Origin of the sequence: Pseudomonas sp. NPDC088885 (genome assembly GCF_044750025.1) — a bacterium.
Lineage (GTDB): Bacteria > Pseudomonadota > Gammaproteobacteria > Pseudomonadales > Pseudomonadaceae > Aquipseudomonas > Aquipseudomonas rustica.
Window position 1 is genome coordinate 1 of record NZ_JBIVJB010000005.1, and the last position, 13271, is coordinate 13271.

The following is a 13271-nucleotide window of genomic DNA, read 5'->3' on the forward strand; positions in this document are numbered from 1 at the left end:
CGACATAAAATCAATCCCAAAAATAAGCAATAACCATCAACCAAGTCATAACGACGAACTACCCGTCATCCCGGGCAAACGCTACTTCACCATCGGTGAAGTCAGCGAGCTGTGTGCCGTAAAGCCACACGTGCTGCGCTACTGGGAGCAGGAGTTTCCTCAACTCAACCCCGTCAAACGCCGCGGAAACCGCCGGTATTATCAGCGCCAGGACGTGCTGATGATCCGGCAAATCCGCGCACTCCTTTACGATCAAGGTTTCACCATCGGCGGCGCACGCTTGCGCCTGTCCGGCGATGAAGCCAAAGACGACACCACCCAATACAAACAGATGATTCGCCAGATGATTGCCGAGTTGGAAGACGTGCTGGTGGTTCTCAAGAAATAAAAAGCTGCTTTTGAATACTTCCAGTTTTCAAAAGCTTGCGATATATTCTTGAGCGCTCTTCGAGGTGAAGAGCGAGTTGGAAAACCAGTCGGGGCGTAGCGCAGTCCGGTAGCGCACTAGCATGGGGTGCTAGGGGTCGAGTGTTCGAATCACTCCGTCCCGACCATAATTCCTGAGTAAAATCAGACACTTAAGCCGATCAGATGGATCGGCTTTTTTGTGTCTGCGCAAAACTCGCGCAAAACTTGCGCAAAACTACCCGGTAATTTCGCTGATATTCAGGTCTGGAATTGCCTCAGACCAGACGATTTCCGCGTGATCCTTCTGGTAGTTTTTGGTCATGGTTTCGCTGGCGTGGCCTGCGATCTTTTGACCGTCTTTTCCGGCTTTCTGATACAGGTGCAGCGACAGTGCTCGTACTTCGTGGAAGCCCGGCATTTCCTCCTCTTTCCATCCCTTGTAGCATCCCGCCGCTTCCCGGGCCTCTTTGAAAGCTCGCGTCAAATATCGTTCTTCGACCTGAGTCCAGTGCTCTTTCGTCTGCGCCTGCTTCTGCTTTTTTCGGTCTGGCCGGCGGTGAATCAGGTAGGGCGAAACGATGTCATCCCGGCACCTGCTGATCACGGCCTGGAGTTCTTCGGTTACTTTGAACCGAATCCACGCCGCGTCACTGGCCTTGGCCGTCTTCTGCTGCACCACATATAGAAAACCTTCCCGAACGCCATCGAAGCGCATGTTCAAGATGTCCGTCCGGCGTTGCGCGGTGATCAGCGCGAGGTCGATAGCGTTCTGCAGCCAGAACGGAGACTTCTCGCGGATGGCCTTAAGGCCTTCGATTGTGTGCCGCTTGCGCTGCTTCTTCTCGATTCGGTTGATAGTGCTCGCCGCCGGGTTGTCCGGACACAGACCTTTGGCCGCAGCATGGTTGAAGATGTCGATCAGCAGGGCGCGGCACTGGTTGGCAGTGCGAGGCGTCAGGGCGTCCAGCATCTCCGCGACCATGCGGATCGTGATCTGGTCGACCGCTTTCCCTTCGAACTGTTTTCGGAAGCGACGGAAGTGGACGGCGTACAGTCCTAAGGTTCCTTTCGCCAGCTCCCGTGGTGGCAGCACGTCGCGCTCGTAGGTATCCAAGAAACCGGCGAACGATTCGGATGTGCTGCCCATCACCGCGCCGATCAGGTCGGCGCCTCGCATAAATTCCAAGTTCAATTGCTTCGCAGCATCGATCGCTTTGATTCGGTCGGCGCCGAATTGGAACCATTTACCGTCGGTAGGCCGGCGGTAGCGATAGGTCGAGCGCCGCGAATCGAAGTACAGGTTCTGCGGGAGGCTCTTGTTCGCCTTGTTGCGCGGCCGTGGAACCATCATGCAGCTCCTTTCAATACCATTGCGACCAGGTCGTTACCGTCTGACCTGCTAAAAGCCGTCCAATCAACGTACCAGAGTTTCCCGATCTGCTCGCCTGGCACCTGGCCGTTGCGGATGTAGTTTCGGATCGCTTGGGGGCAGGGAGGTGTGCCGTTCTCGCCCCAGCGCCGGCGCTGGAACTCACTGATCTTGATCAGCTCTTTTCTCATTGTGATGCTCCATGCCGCGCGTGGCGGCAGAAGGTGGTGGGTTAGATGGCCATCTCGGCTTGGGTTTCTCGTTGCCAGATCGGCGAACTGTTGTGGGATTCGATGCGATCCGCGATTACGTTGGCGCGCTGACCAGCAGTGGGCGGTGCGTACATCCCAAATCGGCTAATGCTTCCGCCGTTCACTGCGGCGTTCGTAGAGTCGGCTGAAGCAAATGGCAGGTGCTGGAATATCGCCGGGTCAAGCATGCGCAGACCGTGAAGGCGGCACGCTGGCCGCCCCTGTTCGTCGCAGATCGCATCCATCGCTGAACTGATGCGCTTCCACCAAGCAGGAGTGCCCGGGCTTGACCACTGACCTGAACTGCCGATCGCAACCGTTGACCAGTCAGCAGAGAGGCGCGCAAGCCGATCAAGGGATTCGTGAAGATGCCAAACCGGAACCCCGCGCAATTCCAACGGCCACTCGGCAAGTAGAGCGTCGTTCGCAGCTTCGTTCCCATCAATGACATCGGGGATCAGTGCCCAGTCGAAACCCGGATGCCGGTGCCACTGCTCAACCCACCGGGTGTAACCGTCCACATCCAGCGTCCCGCCTTTTTTCCAAACCGAAAATGCACCGTTGTCGAAGACAAACGACTGACACACTTCGGCGACAATGCCCATGTCATCTTGGCGCGGGAATGGCACCAGAGCATGCCGTCCAGCAAGAAACCGGGCGCCGTCCTGTCTGGTGCCGCCGACCGGTGTGCCGTGGTACGCAATCATCCGCTGAGCCTCACCGTTTCGATTTCTACGCCCTGATGGGTTGCGATGATGATTTGATCACCGCCGAGCGTTTCGGAAAGGCTGTCAGCGATCTGCTCATGCCAACCCTGCTTGATCAACGCGGTGGCAGTCTTGATGTGTTCGACGTGGATCATCGAGGTCGATCGCAACTCAAGCCGGTAAATGATCGTCTCGCCGTCGGCTGGGCAGACGGCTGCGAAGTTGTGTCGGTAAATATTCACGCGCAGTCCTCGCCCGCCGTACACCGGCAGGCTGTTGAGTAGGGGGAGGGGTTACTGCCGGGTGCGGCGCTGGAAGTCAGTGCAGCGCACGATCACGGTCTGGCCGTCGTTCGAAAGGCGCGGCATGGTGCTGAAGGCCAGGTGGCTGCAATCGCGGTGGGCGTGGACACAGGTTGCGCACATGCCGCCTTTAGGTTGGTGTGTCATCGCCACGGCCCCTTGTAGATGAGGTAGGCCATGTAAAGGGGGGCGCAGATCATGGCGTAACCTCGCGGCGGGCCCACCAGCAGACCGGGCCATCGTCCGTGTCGTGAATTGCCAGGCAGAACCAGCCTTCGCCGTCAGGGCGGTTAGGCTCCCAGTAGCTGTAGTCCGGGTCGCCTGATTCAAAGTAACGGTCAGCAACTGCCTCTTCGGCGTATTCGAGGCACACTTGGGTAACAGTCAAACCCTGCTCCGCTACCCAGGCCTTGCACTTGTCGCCGTCACCCTCGTCGAAGTCGGGCATATCCGGATGTTGGAACGAGCCCATTTCGTCGCGCACGACTGGTGCGGGCTGGATCAATTTGATTTCTTCAGGCATGACTTAGTCCTTGCCGCTATAGCGGCTGACTTTGAAGGGGGATGGGGTTGTGGTTTAGGATCGGGCTACGTTGGCCGATATCTGAGTACGCTGATTTGAAAACTAACTGAATGGAGTATTAGGTTTGAGAGCGGTCAATCGAGTTATGGGGTATTTGAGGCGCTGTCAGTATTGGTTGCTCTTGCTCATGACCACGGCCTCGCTTCTAAACGTCTGTATTCGGTTCATTGGAGATTGGAAGAGTTTTTGGACTGTGCTTCTTATTCAAGCGTTTTTTGGTCAAGCAGTGTTCGCCTTTATAAGGGGGGAAGCCATTCACGTTGCGCCTGGCGGACGCCTTTCCAAAGACGCGGATCCTGTTGGCCGCGCTGGATTAGCGGCATTTTCACTCGCAGTTTATTTTTTAGCTTTTGGTTACGAGCCTGCAACGCAAGAACAATCAATCTATGAGAAAAGAACCTCTGATTGGACAATGCCTACGCGCGAAGAGATTGGCAGGTCGGCTGAGCAGCAGTGATTGAAGGTGGTGCGTGCTGTTGATCCTGTCGCAGGGCTTCCTGAACGGCCTCAACGATGCGTCGTAGATATTTAAAGTCGCGGTTTTCTTCTACGGCGCGATCGCCAACCGGATAATGCCACTCATCCCCGAACAACTCGGTCAGCAGCGGGCTTTGGTGCCAGCACTCGTTTGACCTCTCGATGCTGCGTAGAACATCGATATCACCCCACAGCTGCCGAGCTTCGCGTTTGCTCAGCTCGCCCAGTTCCCAATCGTGTCGGCCCGTCTGTTGTCTGCGGCGCTGGATAATGCATTTCTCGGCGAGCGCGTGAAGCGCGTTACCGCTGAAGACGGTGGAACTGATTCCGCGATCCAAGCAATTCAGCACATAGTCCCACCCGCAGTCGGCAACGAACTCGGCGACGGTGCGCGGGCCCATTCCACCCCAGTAAGCGTTCCAACTGTTGTCCCAGCAACTAATGGTGATCTTGCCTTGGGCCGTCTGGTAGTTCGGATCAGATTCTATGGAGCAGTTGCGCCGGCCCAAGTCCTCGAGGAACACGGTGATCGTGTCGAGCCGCGGCGCGCCGGATATCACCAGCTTCGTCACTGTCGAGCGTTCAATCTTCAGCGGCTCGGCCGGATTGTTTTCTGTGGGCATGGGGAGTCCTATGCCGGGGCATGCCCGGGCGGTGGAGGGTGGTGGGGGATCAGCTACAGTTCAGCGATAAAACAAATCTGTGGTGGAAGAAAATGAAGTTTGAAAAGCCTCAAAAAGGGAATCCTCACGGCTTAACCATAAAGCAGCATGTTTTTCCAAGAGCAAGTATTGAACGGTTTTACGACTCGAATGGTTTCGTCTCAGTCTTTTATAAGGATCATGCCAAAGTGATTCCCTCTAAATCTTCAAATGAATTATTTTGTGCAAAGAGAGCGTGGGATCAAAAAACAGAATCCGGAATAGGAAAGCAAGTAGAGGATAAGTTTCAAGCTTTGGTTGATGGTGTGCTTTCTGGGTCGGTGCGGATTATTGGCCACTTCGAGAAGGACGTGATTGAGCAGTTTTTCTCTCTGTGGCGTGCTCGGCATAAATTCAAAATTGAAGGCCTCCCGGACATTCAGGCGGAAGGCATATCAGGCGAGCTACTGACGCAGGATCAACAAGAGATTTTAGAAAAGAATCATACGATTTTCATGGGGCAAGGCGGGATTATGCCGGGGCGTTTCGCTGCGAGCATTCACGTTATTGGATATCTTCAAGCATTTAGAAGCTCAAATTCAGAAATTAATTGGGGAATAGTTAGAAGCGAGAGTGGTGAATTCATCGTGCCTGACTGCTTTGAGGATATGATGATAGTACCAATCTCTCCAAAAATTGCTCTGATGGCTGATCAGCTAGATTCTGTTATTACTCGCGCTGAAGTGGCTGTGATTAATAGAATTGCTGTGCAGCGCTCGACCAATTTTTACTTTGCGAGAAAATTGTCTGCTTGCCCTATCTACGATATAACGCCACCTCGAATCCATCGAAGATTTGCCATATGACACTTCAGACGATGTCTAGTATTGGTTCGCTGATTTTTGGTCTGGCATCAGCGATTTGTTGGATAATTTCAGCGCTGGTTAAAGTTCCGCCGGCCAAAGGCCTTGAGGGCAAGCCAGACGGGAGCTATTGGGCGGGCAACGTTTTAAATGGTGGAGACCTATACGGTACGCTTCGAGCACAGTCGAAATGGAACAGCATCGCGGCATTCGCCGCTTCGGCTGCTGTATTGCTTCAAATCGCAGCTGGCCTTCTTGCTGCTGGCTCATAATGATAGTTGAGAGCGTTCAGACCGTTGCGGATAGGGCAAGAGTGTCCTCGCCGCCGCGAGCGATGCCGGCGTGCAGATCCACCCTGCGGCCGGCGAGCATTCCCGCGATTTGCGCGTTCAGGTCGATGTCGACGTCGCGCGACTTGCGAGCTTTGCCTACGCCTTTGTTTGCGAGGTACTCGGTGATAAGCGCCTTGTCTTGCGCTTCGACGACGATGATGTCTCGGCCGTCGCTTGCTGGCGGCGTGTCGTCTTCCCCTTTCGGTACAAGGGCGATCAGCTTCCCGTAAACCTCATTGACCCATGCCATGGCGAAGTGATCGCCTGCGGTTTCCGCTGAGTAGGAGCTACGGTGCACGCCAGCACGAACCGCAGCGACATATTGCTTGCGGGCAAATTTCAACTTCGTCAGCAGCGCCTCGAACGCATACAGCGCGATGTGCTGGGCAGGTGTCACTCCCACGAAAGACGTTCTGGCGATGATCCGATCCTTTTCATTGCAGTACTTCCTGCCGTACAGCGAGGCGCACCCGAATACGTGAGCAACTGCTCCGGCCAGGTTTCGCTCCCACACGGGAATGCGCTCGGCGCGGGAGAACTGCGACTCGACTTCGCCAACGTCGCTCAACTTCACATCCATTTCGGTCAGCCGGTACTCGCGCATCAGTGCCTGCGCTTGCCGAAGCGCCGTTGCAGCTTCGTTCTCATTGGCGCTTTGGGCCAGTGCCAGGCAGTGCTTGATCTTGCGGATCGCGCGCTCGAGTTTCTTTTCGTCGATCTGTTGTGCGGACATAGGAGATCCTCGGCGGTATAGTTATGCTAATAAAATTTCGGGTGGATTGCTTATGAGTACTTATTTATATTTGAAAGAACACGCATTTGTTAATTCATGGGTTGCTGGCGGTAAAATTCCAATCAGTCCAGCCAGCACTTATAAAAAATTAGAACGATCGGGAATTTTTACTCCGGATGAAAATTTAATACATACATCAACTGTAGATCTACGTGCGCCCAATCTTCCATACCGCATTGGTCTAGGGTCAAGAGGTGGAAGTATAACTGGCGTGACGGTCAATGGTGTTCCTTTTCCTGATAATCCCAAAATCGACTTTTACGAAGAGGATGGATTGATACTTTCGTTTAGTTCTCGTCTGACAAGGTCTGTAGCTCGCAAACTTGATAAGAAAGCGTGCGTGAAAATCTTGGACATACTCGAGCTAAAAAGAGTAATTGATCACCAACTTGGCGTCGCTTCAATATCTGGGTGTTGTAAATATACATCCGGACATCAGCGTAACCATTTTCTAAAATCTGATGAAGATGAATGGCAGGCGGAGTACCGTCTTTTTTGGCCAATAGCTGAATCCCGAGAAATTATTCTTCCGCCTAATATGGCGGAGCCCGTTATCCTCTGGTGACTCTGTTCTTTTTGAATTGTTACTAAACTTTGCTTGCTATTCCCGTATTTGAGAAATCCCCAAGCTGTCGCGACCACTTTTCAGTCACAACGATTACCGGTCGCGACATGCTGGCGAAGCGTTTCGAATCGTCGGCCGTCGCTGCGGCGAGATTGATGATCAACGTCGAAACTGTCTCCTGCCATTCCTCGAAGCCGTGCCGCTCGCCGAGAACATGAAGAGCATCATCCAATGCCTTCGAAACAATCAGCGAACGCTTCTCGGCGCCGATCCGATCGAGCAGTGCCTTTTCCTTGGCTCGCTTGTCCTTCTGCAACTGCGCATTGCTCTTGGCCATGGCCTACCTCTTCAATTCCGCTGGCCGGCAAGTTCAGCCAGATCTGTCGTTTGCGTTGTTGGATTCGAACTATGCGACGCATGAAGTACACCCACGCCGCGCTTTCGGATAGTCGATGCCGTGATCTGCAATGATTCGCTCGAACGTCTTATTTGCGATAGCGAGACGGCCGCACGCCTGCCGCCGAGTGATGCCCAGCTCAAGGAAGGCGCGAATCCGTTCGGCGAACTTTGCGTCGCGGGTCTCCAGATCCTGTTCGCGATCTTTGCCGGTTAAGCGGCCGCGAGCTGCGCCCTTGAACGTCAGGTTGTGGGCCTGAGCGATGTTGTAAAGAGTGCGGCGGCTGATGCCCAAAGCCTCAACGACTTCCGCCTGCGTGTGCGTCGGTGCCATTTCGCGAATCCGTTCGAGCTGCTTCACGCGCTCCTGGTGGCGAATGTCTTGAGCGGACAACGGTTGAGGCGGAGCAGGCGGCCGGCGCCGGACAAATGGCTTTGGCGCCGGCGGTATCTGGTTGCTGTAGCTGATCGGCTTTGGCTTGTACCCGATGGGTTCGGCTTCTTCGATCTTTCCGCCTGCGGCCAGGTATTGGTCGACCTGCGCTGCCAGTTCATTGGATTTTGGCCGAAGGGCTTCGACCAAGCTGAGGTGGTTGCTGATCATGCCGCCGCCCTGACCAGCTTCACGCCGGCCATGCTGAATTTGCTGCCCTGAGAGGCAACCAGCGCGTCGAGGTTTTCCCAATTCACGGTCAGCACCGAAATAGGGGCTTGGCCGTAGGCAACCGCCTTGATGAGCGCTTCCAGATCGAACACTTCCGCCTGCAGATTTACCGGCGCAGCGACTGTGGCCGTTGGCTTCGCTGCAGATTGAACCGGCGCGGCCGTTCTCACAGGTGCCGGGCTGGCGACTGGTGCTGGCTCGACAGGTGTCTTGGCCTTCGCCTCGTCGTCGATTCGCTTCAACTCTTCCTGACGAATCTGCTCACGCTGTGCTTCGGCTTTCTGCTCCTCCGCTTTTTGATGCTCGGAAATGCGTACCTTGATCAGTGAGATCAAGTCGTCATTCGCCTTCATCACCAGTTGCTGAACGTCGTTGAAAAGGAAGATGTGATCGACCGCCAGCTCAGTCAGGCTGGCCAGATTCAAACGGATGCCGTCTGCTGTTTGGCTCGCGGCAATTTTCGCGCGGGCCAGTTCGGTATCGACGGCGTCTTGCAAGCTGGCGATCGTGCGTTTGTTCTTCATCGCGCTTACGAAGTCCGATGCCACAACTGGTAGCGTCACCCGGCCCAGCGTTTTGTTGATTGCTGCGACGTGGTCATTAAGCATCTGCTCGGCCTTCTGCTTGATGTTGGTCTTCACCAGCAGTTCTTGAGCTTTGACCAGCTTGTCGACTTTCAGGCGGGTTTCGCGCGCATGAGCGCTGATGCGATCCAGTGAGGAGAACAGCTCATCGATGCTTTGGGTCTGGGAGAGCGCCTGTTTCTTCGCAACCGAAACCGCTTCTTCTACGTCTCCGCACCATTTCACCGCCTTCTTCGCGTCGGCAAAGTCTTGGTCGGTCTGCAGCGTGGTCTTCACCGAATCGATGACGGCCAGCGCCGATTCCTCGAACACTTTGAGGTTGCTCGCGGTGACCATGCCGGTCAACTCGATGCGCAGGGCTGGCAGCTCATCAGGCGCTTTGCCGACGACGATCGATGGTGCGTCGGCCATTTCGAATGTGGCCAGGTCTGCCTCGAACTGTTTCCAGCCCTCGACTAGCTGCGCGGCGCGGCCTGCGACAGGCCGGTATTCCATGTGCATGAAGTTTTCGGCGGTGCCGTCGGAGCAAACGAAAATCACACGCTCGGCGCCGCTCACCAACAGTTGCTGCTCGAGCTGCCAGAAGTAGTGCGGCTCCAGCTCGCCAGCTTTCACCTGGGCGACCAGCGACTCATTCCAAAGTTTGTGCTCGAACAAGGTCTCGCCAAGCATCGTGGCGCCGTCCATAGAGGCGAGCAGGTTGCCATCGGTGCCCACAACTGGATACAGCTCTTCGCCGATCATGTCTTCAACCAGCGGCCGGGCGAGCGCTTCAGTAGCATGGCCTTTGTCGAAGATGTACTGCTGCGCCTGAGTGACCTCCGGCGTGATACCGGTTTTCTTCATGGTCAGCAGTTCGGTGCGGGTCTGGTACTTCGAAGCGCCCATCATTGCGGGCGCCTCAGAGGCAGTGAAGTGCTTGGCGCGGAGTGAATGCCACTCGGCGGAGCCTTGAGCTACGTTGTGAATTTTCATGCTGTATCTCCATCGAGGGCTTTCAGGTTCTGGATTTTTTCGATCTGCGCCGGGCTCAGCGTGTACTTGCTGCTGATGGTCGCGATCAGGTGTTCTGGGCTGGTGCGGTTGGCGTCAACCAGTGGCTGCCATTTGGCGATGTTCTCTTTGAGGAGATCATCGGAGTAGGGAGGAAGAGATTCCGGCTCCGGCTCTTGCTGGCGCTGTGGGCTCACATCGCGCGGCGCCTCTTCAAATGTTTTGCCTTCCATTTCATCAGCCGTCGGCGCCGATCCAACCTCGGGGAAAGCCTTGCGTAATGCCTGTGCCTCGGCACACTTAGCGAGCTGAGCGAAGGCGCGGCGCTTCCACATGGAGTTAGGCGCGATGGTGTCCTTGCCGGCTGTTGCGTAATTCTCAAGCCAGCGCTCGTTCGCAGTGAACTCAGCGACCAGCCCATTCGACATCTGGCGCTTGACGGTCACCCGGCACCACTCTGGATAGGTGACGTCTACGCCCGCTAGTTTTGCGGTGACCGGTGGCCCATATTCAGGGTCGCTGATGCCTGCGTACTGCCCGGTTCGCGCCGCTTGAATGCGATAGAGGCCAATGCCAGGCATGACCGTGTCCTGCATCTTCTTCGCCTTGGCGTTCCAGATAGGCACGATGTGCACTGGCTTCAACATTGGGTCGAGGTGCGCGGCCTGGCAGTAAGCCAAAACCATCACCACCGAATTCTTCTCTGCGCCGGGATAGAGGCTGCTGCTGAGTACTTCAACAAGTGCGGCCTCCGACATCACAGGAAGTTGCTCGTCCTGCTTCATTACTGCGCTCACGGGAGTTCCTTGCCGCGCCCAGCGCAGCGATTGAATGCTTGGTTTATTGAGTGATGCGGTCGGCGAGGGCGCTGAGCAGCATCAAGAAGGTGAAAATGCCGATGGCGGAGAACGAGCCGCGCCGAATGAGCATGCGACGGGCCATCTGCCGGCTGGTCATCGGAACACGTTGTAGGTGGTGGAGCGTGGCACCTGGCAAGCGCCCGAGCCGTCGCGAACCACCCCGTAGGCGCCGGCACCGGCAACCACAATCACAACGAGAATCCAGTAGACGAGATTCATTGGCGTGGCCTCACAGCGATTCTTCCGCCCTTCATGGTTACCGACAGACGCTGCGGGAGGCTGTCGACCAGATCCTCGCGCTTGCGGCCGATCACCTCGTTGAAGGGCAGGCCGAAGCCGAGGATCGCAATACGGCGCTCGATGTCGTCGAGCTGCTCATCGACCAGCGTTTTTACTGGAGGGGTTGTCATACCGAAACTCCTTTTAGGTAACCGTTGCGCTCGACGAACTTGGCGTCCAGCGCATCGCGATAAGGGTTGGCAGTACGGGTGTCGATGATCTGGGCAAACTCGGCCATTTCGATCATGCCCATGACGAAGGTGCGATCCGGTACCGGAGTACACGACTTGCGCATCTTCGCGATTTCAAGGCCCAGCCGGGCCAGTGCTACCTGATTGCTCATAGCGCGCTGTCCTCGGCCTGGGCGATCAGTGCGTCATCGACAAGGGGTCGAAGTAGGCCCTCTGCGATTTCGCCGAGCTTGCCCAGTGGATGGTCGCTGGGGCCGAGGAGTTCGGCGGCGGCGACCTTGTCAGCGTGGCCGCGCTCGGCGGCGATCAGCAGATAACCCAGCGAAGCCGTGGTGACCTCGCAGTCTCCAAGTCGTCCGTTTGCATGCTCATCAACTGCCAGAGCGAACTGGGCCAGCGTGACGCCCTGAGCCGGCCGCATGCGGCGCTGAAACGAGACGTCGCAGCCAAACCGCACCAACTGCTCAGCGGCGTTAAACAGCCACTCAGCCCGAGCCACTTCCTGCGCGCTCTCGCTCACCATCGGAGGCAACTGCGCGTCGTGCATGGCCTGACAAATCTTCAGTGCTGCGTTCATGGTTGCCTCCAGCGGCGTTATTCGGTGGGCGGGGCGGGGAGTGGCTGCCAGTGCGAGACTTCTTGCGGGATTTCAAATCGTCCGTTGTAGAACGACGACTCGGTCATGTAGTGCAAGTTCTGGAAGCTGATTGACGGCTGGTGGTAATACACCAAGCAGTCCTGATGCTCGTCTGGCAGCCTGTCTTCGACCTTTATCCAATCGCTCATGGCGACCTCCAGTGTTTGGGGTTAGGCGGTGGCGGGGACGGCTTCACGGAAGCGCGAAGGGCTCCAGTCGCAAGACTCATCCGCAGGAATGTGGCCGAACATCGCAGTGCAGCGCTTGCAGTGCACGCAGTCGCCACAGGTCTTACCCTCAGGCAGGTTCATCTGATCAGCGTTGTCCGCCGACCGTGGATACGGTGCTCGTTGCTCGGCCATGATTTGCTCCTTGTGGTTGATCCAACAAAACTCGCAATGCACTCATCCGCTCCGTTGGTTGCCGTTGGGCGCGGAGGGGAGTGCATTCGGGATTGGTCGGGGGAGGGTGGCCCGGTCTCGCTGCTGGCGACAGACCGGGTTTGCAGCGTCAAATTGTCTTCGTGCGCTGGGGTGGCCTACCGCATTCGGCCGATGCGCGGTGACATCGACGGCCTACTGTCCGCTGCCTGTATGAGTGATGGGCGCCGGCCTTCAGGCTTGCCGCGCCGCGCAGGTGAATCGCTCCTTGTCACATGATGGTCATCCTCCAATGCGCGCCGTTGGCATCTTGGCGGGCGCTCGCCGTTCTCAGTTTGTGTTGCCTGCAGGTGGGCGGTTATAGGCCGCAGTTTCGTCCGCATCCCGCTGCGCACTCTTTGAATGCGCAGAAGGATGGTTCAGTAAGGTTTCTCAACCTTGCCTTGGTCTTGCAGGCTTTTGATGTGGAACAGGTTGTTCAACATCATGTCCATCTGGCCGGCCAGTTGGTTGCGCAAACCGTCCTTGAGTGCGCCGGTTACAGCGTTGACGCTGGTCTGCATCTGCTTCGTGAAGTCCTCGGCGCAGATCTTGGTCATGAGCCACTGAGCCCGAGTGACTGAGTTGTAATCGCTCGATGCCGGCTTGCCATCTCCGGGGTTTACCTTGCCGTTCCAGTAGGCGGTTACCGTTTTTTCCAGTTCCTTGCGCAGCGTGGTGGATGGCCCTTCCTGATCGCCCCACTGATTCACCCGGCGATATTCGCGCTCAAACGAGCCATTGATCGTTTCGTCGATTGCCTTCTGGATCTGCGAGGTCACACGCTCGTCGAAGATTTTGTCGATGCGCTTTTTCACCTCTTTCGCCACCATCTCGGAGAGGTCTTCATCCTCTCGCAGCAACTGATCGGCGACGTTCGACACGATGGATTTCTTCAGTTCAGCTTCGTTGATGTTGAGCATTTTGTGACTCCCGTTGATTTCCAATGCCGCCTCA

The 13271-nt window shown here is 56.2% G+C and carries 24 protein-coding genes and 1 tRNA gene; 6 read left to right on the top strand and 19 right to left on the bottom strand.

Going from position 1 to position 13271, the window contains the following annotated elements; all coding sequences use genetic code 11:
- The first annotated feature begins 22 nt into the window (after window positions 1-22).
- Together ACIP1X_RS05135 and ACIP1X_RS05140 are read left to right on the top strand one after the other, a co-directional pair.
- Window positions 23-388: a MerR family transcriptional regulator gene (locus tag ACIP1X_RS05135; RefSeq protein ID WP_400750239.1), complete on the top strand. Its 366-nt coding sequence runs from the start codon at window positions 23-25 to the stop codon at window positions 386-388.
- A gap of 89 nt (window positions 389-477) precedes the next feature.
- A tRNA-Pro gene (locus tag ACIP1X_RS05140) sits at window positions 478-554 on the top strand.
- An 89-nt stretch (window positions 555-643) separates the two neighbouring features.
- On the opposite strand, the gene ACIP1X_RS05145 is transcribed toward ACIP1X_RS05140, so the two are convergent.
- The 6 genes from ACIP1X_RS05145 to ACIP1X_RS05170 are packed head-to-tail and all read right to left on the bottom strand — an operon-like array spanning window position 644 to window position 3560.
- On the bottom strand, window positions 644-1756 hold the full coding sequence (locus ACIP1X_RS05145; protein ID WP_400750242.1) for a tyrosine-type recombinase/integrase: 1113 nt from the start codon (window positions 1754-1756) through the stop codon (window positions 644-646).
- A complete protein-coding gene (locus tag ACIP1X_RS05150) occupies window positions 1756-1968 on the bottom strand; it encodes a hypothetical protein (protein ID WP_072392567.1) in 213 nt (70 codons plus the stop codon). Before ACIP1X_RS05150 ends, ACIP1X_RS05145 begins: the two co-directional genes overlap by 1 nt.
- Before the next feature lie 41 nt (window positions 1969-2009).
- Window positions 2010-2735 (bottom strand): hypothetical protein, encoded by a 726-nt coding sequence (locus tag ACIP1X_RS05155; protein WP_400749937.1) that lies wholly within the window; start codon window positions 2733-2735, stop codon window positions 2010-2012.
- Complete coding sequence (locus tag ACIP1X_RS05160) at window positions 2732-2977, bottom strand: hypothetical protein (RefSeq protein ID WP_400749939.1); 246 nt, start codon at window positions 2975-2977, stop codon at window positions 2732-2734. The genes ACIP1X_RS05155 and ACIP1X_RS05160 overlap by 4 nt, the downstream gene beginning before the upstream one ends.
- Window positions 2978-3028: 51 nt before the next feature.
- Window positions 3029-3184 carry a hypothetical protein gene (locus ACIP1X_RS05165; protein ID WP_400749940.1) on the bottom strand — a complete coding sequence of 52 codons (156 nt, stop codon included), beginning with the start codon at window positions 3182-3184 and terminating at the stop codon, window positions 3029-3031.
- A 49-nt stretch (window positions 3185-3233) separates the two neighbouring features.
- Window positions 3234-3560, bottom strand: coding sequence for a hypothetical protein (locus ACIP1X_RS05170; protein WP_400749942.1), 327 nt, complete (start codon window positions 3558-3560; stop codon window positions 3234-3236).
- Between the two features lie 187 nt (window positions 3561-3747).
- Between ACIP1X_RS05170 and ACIP1X_RS05175 the strand changes: the two genes are divergently transcribed.
- Entirely contained in the window at window positions 3748-4077 is a 330-nt protein-coding gene (locus ACIP1X_RS05175; protein ID WP_400749943.1) for a hypothetical protein, read from the top strand.
- Here the strand turns inward: ACIP1X_RS05175 and ACIP1X_RS05180 are convergent.
- Window positions 4037-4720: a hypothetical protein gene (locus tag ACIP1X_RS05180; RefSeq protein ID WP_400749945.1), complete on the bottom strand. Its 684-nt coding sequence runs from the start codon at window positions 4718-4720 to the stop codon at window positions 4037-4039. The two genes, ACIP1X_RS05175 and ACIP1X_RS05180, sit on opposite strands and share 41 nt — an antisense overlap.
- Window positions 4721-4812: 92 nt before the next feature.
- Between ACIP1X_RS05180 and ACIP1X_RS05185 the strand changes: the two genes are divergently transcribed.
- Window positions 4813-5604, top strand: coding sequence for a hypothetical protein (locus ACIP1X_RS05185; protein ID WP_400749947.1), 792 nt, complete (start codon window positions 4813-4815; stop codon window positions 5602-5604).
- On the top strand, window positions 5601-5873 hold the full coding sequence (locus tag ACIP1X_RS05190) for a hypothetical protein (RefSeq protein ID WP_400749950.1): 273 nt from the start codon (window positions 5601-5603) through the stop codon (window positions 5871-5873). Before ACIP1X_RS05185 ends, ACIP1X_RS05190 begins: the two co-directional genes overlap by 4 nt.
- Before the next feature lie 16 nt (window positions 5874-5889).
- Here the strand turns inward: ACIP1X_RS05190 and ACIP1X_RS05195 are convergent, their stop codons facing one another.
- Window positions 5890-6666, bottom strand: a complete 777-nt coding sequence (locus ACIP1X_RS05195) for a DUF2786 domain-containing protein (protein ID WP_400749953.1) — start codon at window positions 6664-6666, stop codon at window positions 5890-5892.
- 52 nt (window positions 6667-6718) lie between these two features.
- On the opposite strand from ACIP1X_RS05195, the gene ACIP1X_RS05200 reads away from it, so the two are divergent.
- Window positions 6719-7291, top strand: coding sequence for a hypothetical protein (locus tag ACIP1X_RS05200; RefSeq protein WP_400749955.1), 573 nt, complete (start codon window positions 6719-6721; stop codon window positions 7289-7291).
- 22 nt (window positions 7292-7313) lie between these two features.
- Here ACIP1X_RS05200 and ACIP1X_RS05205 read toward each other — a convergent pair whose 3' ends face one another.
- The 11 genes from ACIP1X_RS05205 to ACIP1X_RS05255 form a co-directional block, all read right to left on the bottom strand.
- Window positions 7314-7628, bottom strand: coding sequence for a hypothetical protein (locus ACIP1X_RS05205; protein WP_400749958.1), 315 nt, complete (start codon window positions 7626-7628; stop codon window positions 7314-7316).
- 69 nt (window positions 7629-7697) lie between these two features.
- Window positions 7698-8291 (bottom strand): hypothetical protein, encoded by a 594-nt coding sequence (locus ACIP1X_RS05210; RefSeq protein ID WP_400749961.1) that lies wholly within the window; start codon window positions 8289-8291, stop codon window positions 7698-7700.
- Complete coding sequence (locus ACIP1X_RS05215; RefSeq protein ID WP_400749964.1) at window positions 8288-9910, bottom strand: YqaJ viral recombinase family protein; 1623 nt, start codon at window positions 9908-9910, stop codon at window positions 8288-8290. The genes ACIP1X_RS05210 and ACIP1X_RS05215 overlap by 4 nt, the downstream gene beginning before the upstream one ends.
- Window positions 9907-10713, bottom strand: coding sequence for a phage recombination protein Bet (bet, locus tag ACIP1X_RS05220; RefSeq protein ID WP_400750245.1), 807 nt, complete (start codon window positions 10711-10713; stop codon window positions 9907-9909). Before bet ends, ACIP1X_RS05215 begins: the two co-directional genes overlap by 4 nt.
- 168 nt (window positions 10714-10881) lie before the next feature.
- The gene (locus tag ACIP1X_RS05225) at window positions 10882-11007 is read right to left on the bottom strand and encodes a hypothetical protein (protein WP_400749966.1); all 126 of its coding nucleotides are present in this window, start codon (window positions 11005-11007) and stop codon (window positions 10882-10884) included.
- Window positions 11004-11198 (bottom strand): hypothetical protein, encoded by a 195-nt coding sequence (locus ACIP1X_RS05230; RefSeq protein ID WP_400749969.1) that lies wholly within the window; start codon window positions 11196-11198, stop codon window positions 11004-11006. The genes ACIP1X_RS05225 and ACIP1X_RS05230 overlap by 4 nt, the downstream gene beginning before the upstream one ends.
- Window positions 11195-11410: a hypothetical protein gene (locus ACIP1X_RS05235; RefSeq protein WP_400749971.1), complete on the bottom strand. Its 216-nt coding sequence runs from the start codon at window positions 11408-11410 to the stop codon at window positions 11195-11197. Before ACIP1X_RS05235 ends, ACIP1X_RS05230 begins: the two co-directional genes overlap by 4 nt.
- A complete protein-coding gene (locus ACIP1X_RS05240) occupies window positions 11407-11835 on the bottom strand; it encodes a hypothetical protein (protein WP_400749973.1) in 429 nt (142 codons plus the stop codon). Before ACIP1X_RS05240 ends, ACIP1X_RS05235 begins: the two co-directional genes overlap by 4 nt.
- Before the next feature lie 17 nt (window positions 11836-11852).
- Window positions 11853-12044 carry a DUF551 domain-containing protein gene (locus ACIP1X_RS05245; RefSeq protein WP_400749975.1) on the bottom strand — a complete coding sequence of 64 codons (192 nt, stop codon included), beginning with the start codon at window positions 12042-12044 and terminating at the stop codon, window positions 11853-11855.
- A 21-nt stretch (window positions 12045-12065) separates the two neighbouring features.
- Window positions 12066-12257 carry a hypothetical protein gene (locus ACIP1X_RS05250; protein WP_215731547.1) on the bottom strand — a complete coding sequence of 64 codons (192 nt, stop codon included), beginning with the start codon at window positions 12255-12257 and terminating at the stop codon, window positions 12066-12068.
- A gap of 437 nt (window positions 12258-12694) precedes the next feature.
- A complete protein-coding gene (locus ACIP1X_RS05255) occupies window positions 12695-13237 on the bottom strand; it encodes a hypothetical protein (protein ID WP_400749978.1) in 543 nt (180 codons plus the stop codon).
- Window positions 13238-13271: the final 34 nt, after the last annotated feature.

Bases quoted from the DNA above. Each gene is read 5' to 3' on its own strand.
- ACIP1X_RS05210 (WP_400749961.1), bottom strand. From the start codon at position 8,291: ATGATCAGCAACCACCTCAGCTTGGTCGAAGCCCTTCGGCCAAAATCC.
- ACIP1X_RS05150 (WP_072392567.1), bottom strand. From the start codon at position 1,968: ATGAGAAAAGAGCTGATCAAGATCAGTGAGTTCCAGCGCCGGCGCTGG.
- ACIP1X_RS05255 (WP_400749978.1), bottom strand. From the start codon at position 13,237: ATGCTCAACATCAACGAAGCTGAACTGAAGAAATCCATCGTGTCGAAC.
- ACIP1X_RS05250 (WP_215731547.1), bottom strand. From the start codon at position 12,257: ATGGCCGAGCAACGAGCACCGTATCCACGGTCGGCGGACAACGCTGAT.
- ACIP1X_RS05240 (WP_400749973.1), bottom strand. From the start codon at position 11,835: ATGAACGCAGCACTGAAGATTTGTCAGGCCATGCACGACGCGCAGTTG.
- ACIP1X_RS05185 (WP_400749947.1), top strand. From the start codon at position 4,813: ATGAAGTTTGAAAAGCCTCAAAAAGGGAATCCTCACGGCTTAACCATA.
- ACIP1X_RS05215 (WP_400749964.1), bottom strand. From the start codon at position 9,910: ATGAAAATTCACAACGTAGCTCAAGGCTCCGCCGAGTGGCATTCACTC.
- ACIP1X_RS05180 (WP_400749945.1), bottom strand. From the start codon at position 4,720: ATGCCCACAGAAAACAATCCGGCCGAGCCGCTGAAGATTGAACGCTCG.
- ACIP1X_RS05230 (WP_400749969.1), bottom strand. From the start codon at position 11,198: ATGACAACCCCTCCAGTAAAAACGCTGGTCGATGAGCAGCTCGACGAC.
- ACIP1X_RS05205 (WP_400749958.1), bottom strand. From the start codon at position 7,628: ATGGCCAAGAGCAATGCGCAGTTGCAGAAGGACAAGCGAGCCAAGGAA.
- ACIP1X_RS05165 (WP_400749940.1), bottom strand. From the start codon at position 3,184: ATGACACACCAACCTAAAGGCGGCATGTGCGCAACCTGTGTCCACGCC.
- bet (WP_400750245.1), bottom strand. From the start codon at position 10,713: ATGAAGCAGGACGAGCAACTTCCTGTGATGTCGGAGGCCGCACTTGTT.
- ACIP1X_RS05195 (WP_400749953.1), bottom strand. From the start codon at position 6,666: ATGTCCGCACAACAGATCGACGAAAAGAAACTCGAGCGCGCGATCCGC.
- ACIP1X_RS05245 (WP_400749975.1), bottom strand. From the start codon at position 12,044: ATGAGCGATTGGATAAAGGTCGAAGACAGGCTGCCAGACGAGCATCAG.
- ACIP1X_RS05170 (WP_400749942.1), bottom strand. From the start codon at position 3,560: ATGCCTGAAGAAATCAAATTGATCCAGCCCGCACCAGTCGTGCGCGAC.
- ACIP1X_RS05155 (WP_400749937.1), bottom strand. From the start codon at position 2,735: ATGATTGCGTACCACGGCACACCGGTCGGCGGCACCAGACAGGACGGC.
- ACIP1X_RS05175 (WP_400749943.1), top strand. From the start codon at position 3,748: ATGACCACGGCCTCGCTTCTAAACGTCTGTATTCGGTTCATTGGAGAT.
- ACIP1X_RS05235 (WP_400749971.1), bottom strand. From the start codon at position 11,410: ATGAGCAATCAGGTAGCACTGGCCCGGCTGGGCCTTGAAATCGCGAAG.
- ACIP1X_RS05200 (WP_400749955.1), top strand. From the start codon at position 6,719: ATGAGTACTTATTTATATTTGAAAGAACACGCATTTGTTAATTCATGG.
- ACIP1X_RS05190 (WP_400749950.1), top strand. From the start codon at position 5,601: ATGACACTTCAGACGATGTCTAGTATTGGTTCGCTGATTTTTGGTCTG.
- ACIP1X_RS05145 (WP_400750242.1), bottom strand. From the start codon at position 1,756: ATGGTTCCACGGCCGCGCAACAAGGCGAACAAGAGCCTCCCGCAGAAC.
- ACIP1X_RS05225 (WP_400749966.1), bottom strand. From the start codon at position 11,007: ATGAATCTCGTCTACTGGATTCTCGTTGTGATTGTGGTTGCCGGTGCC.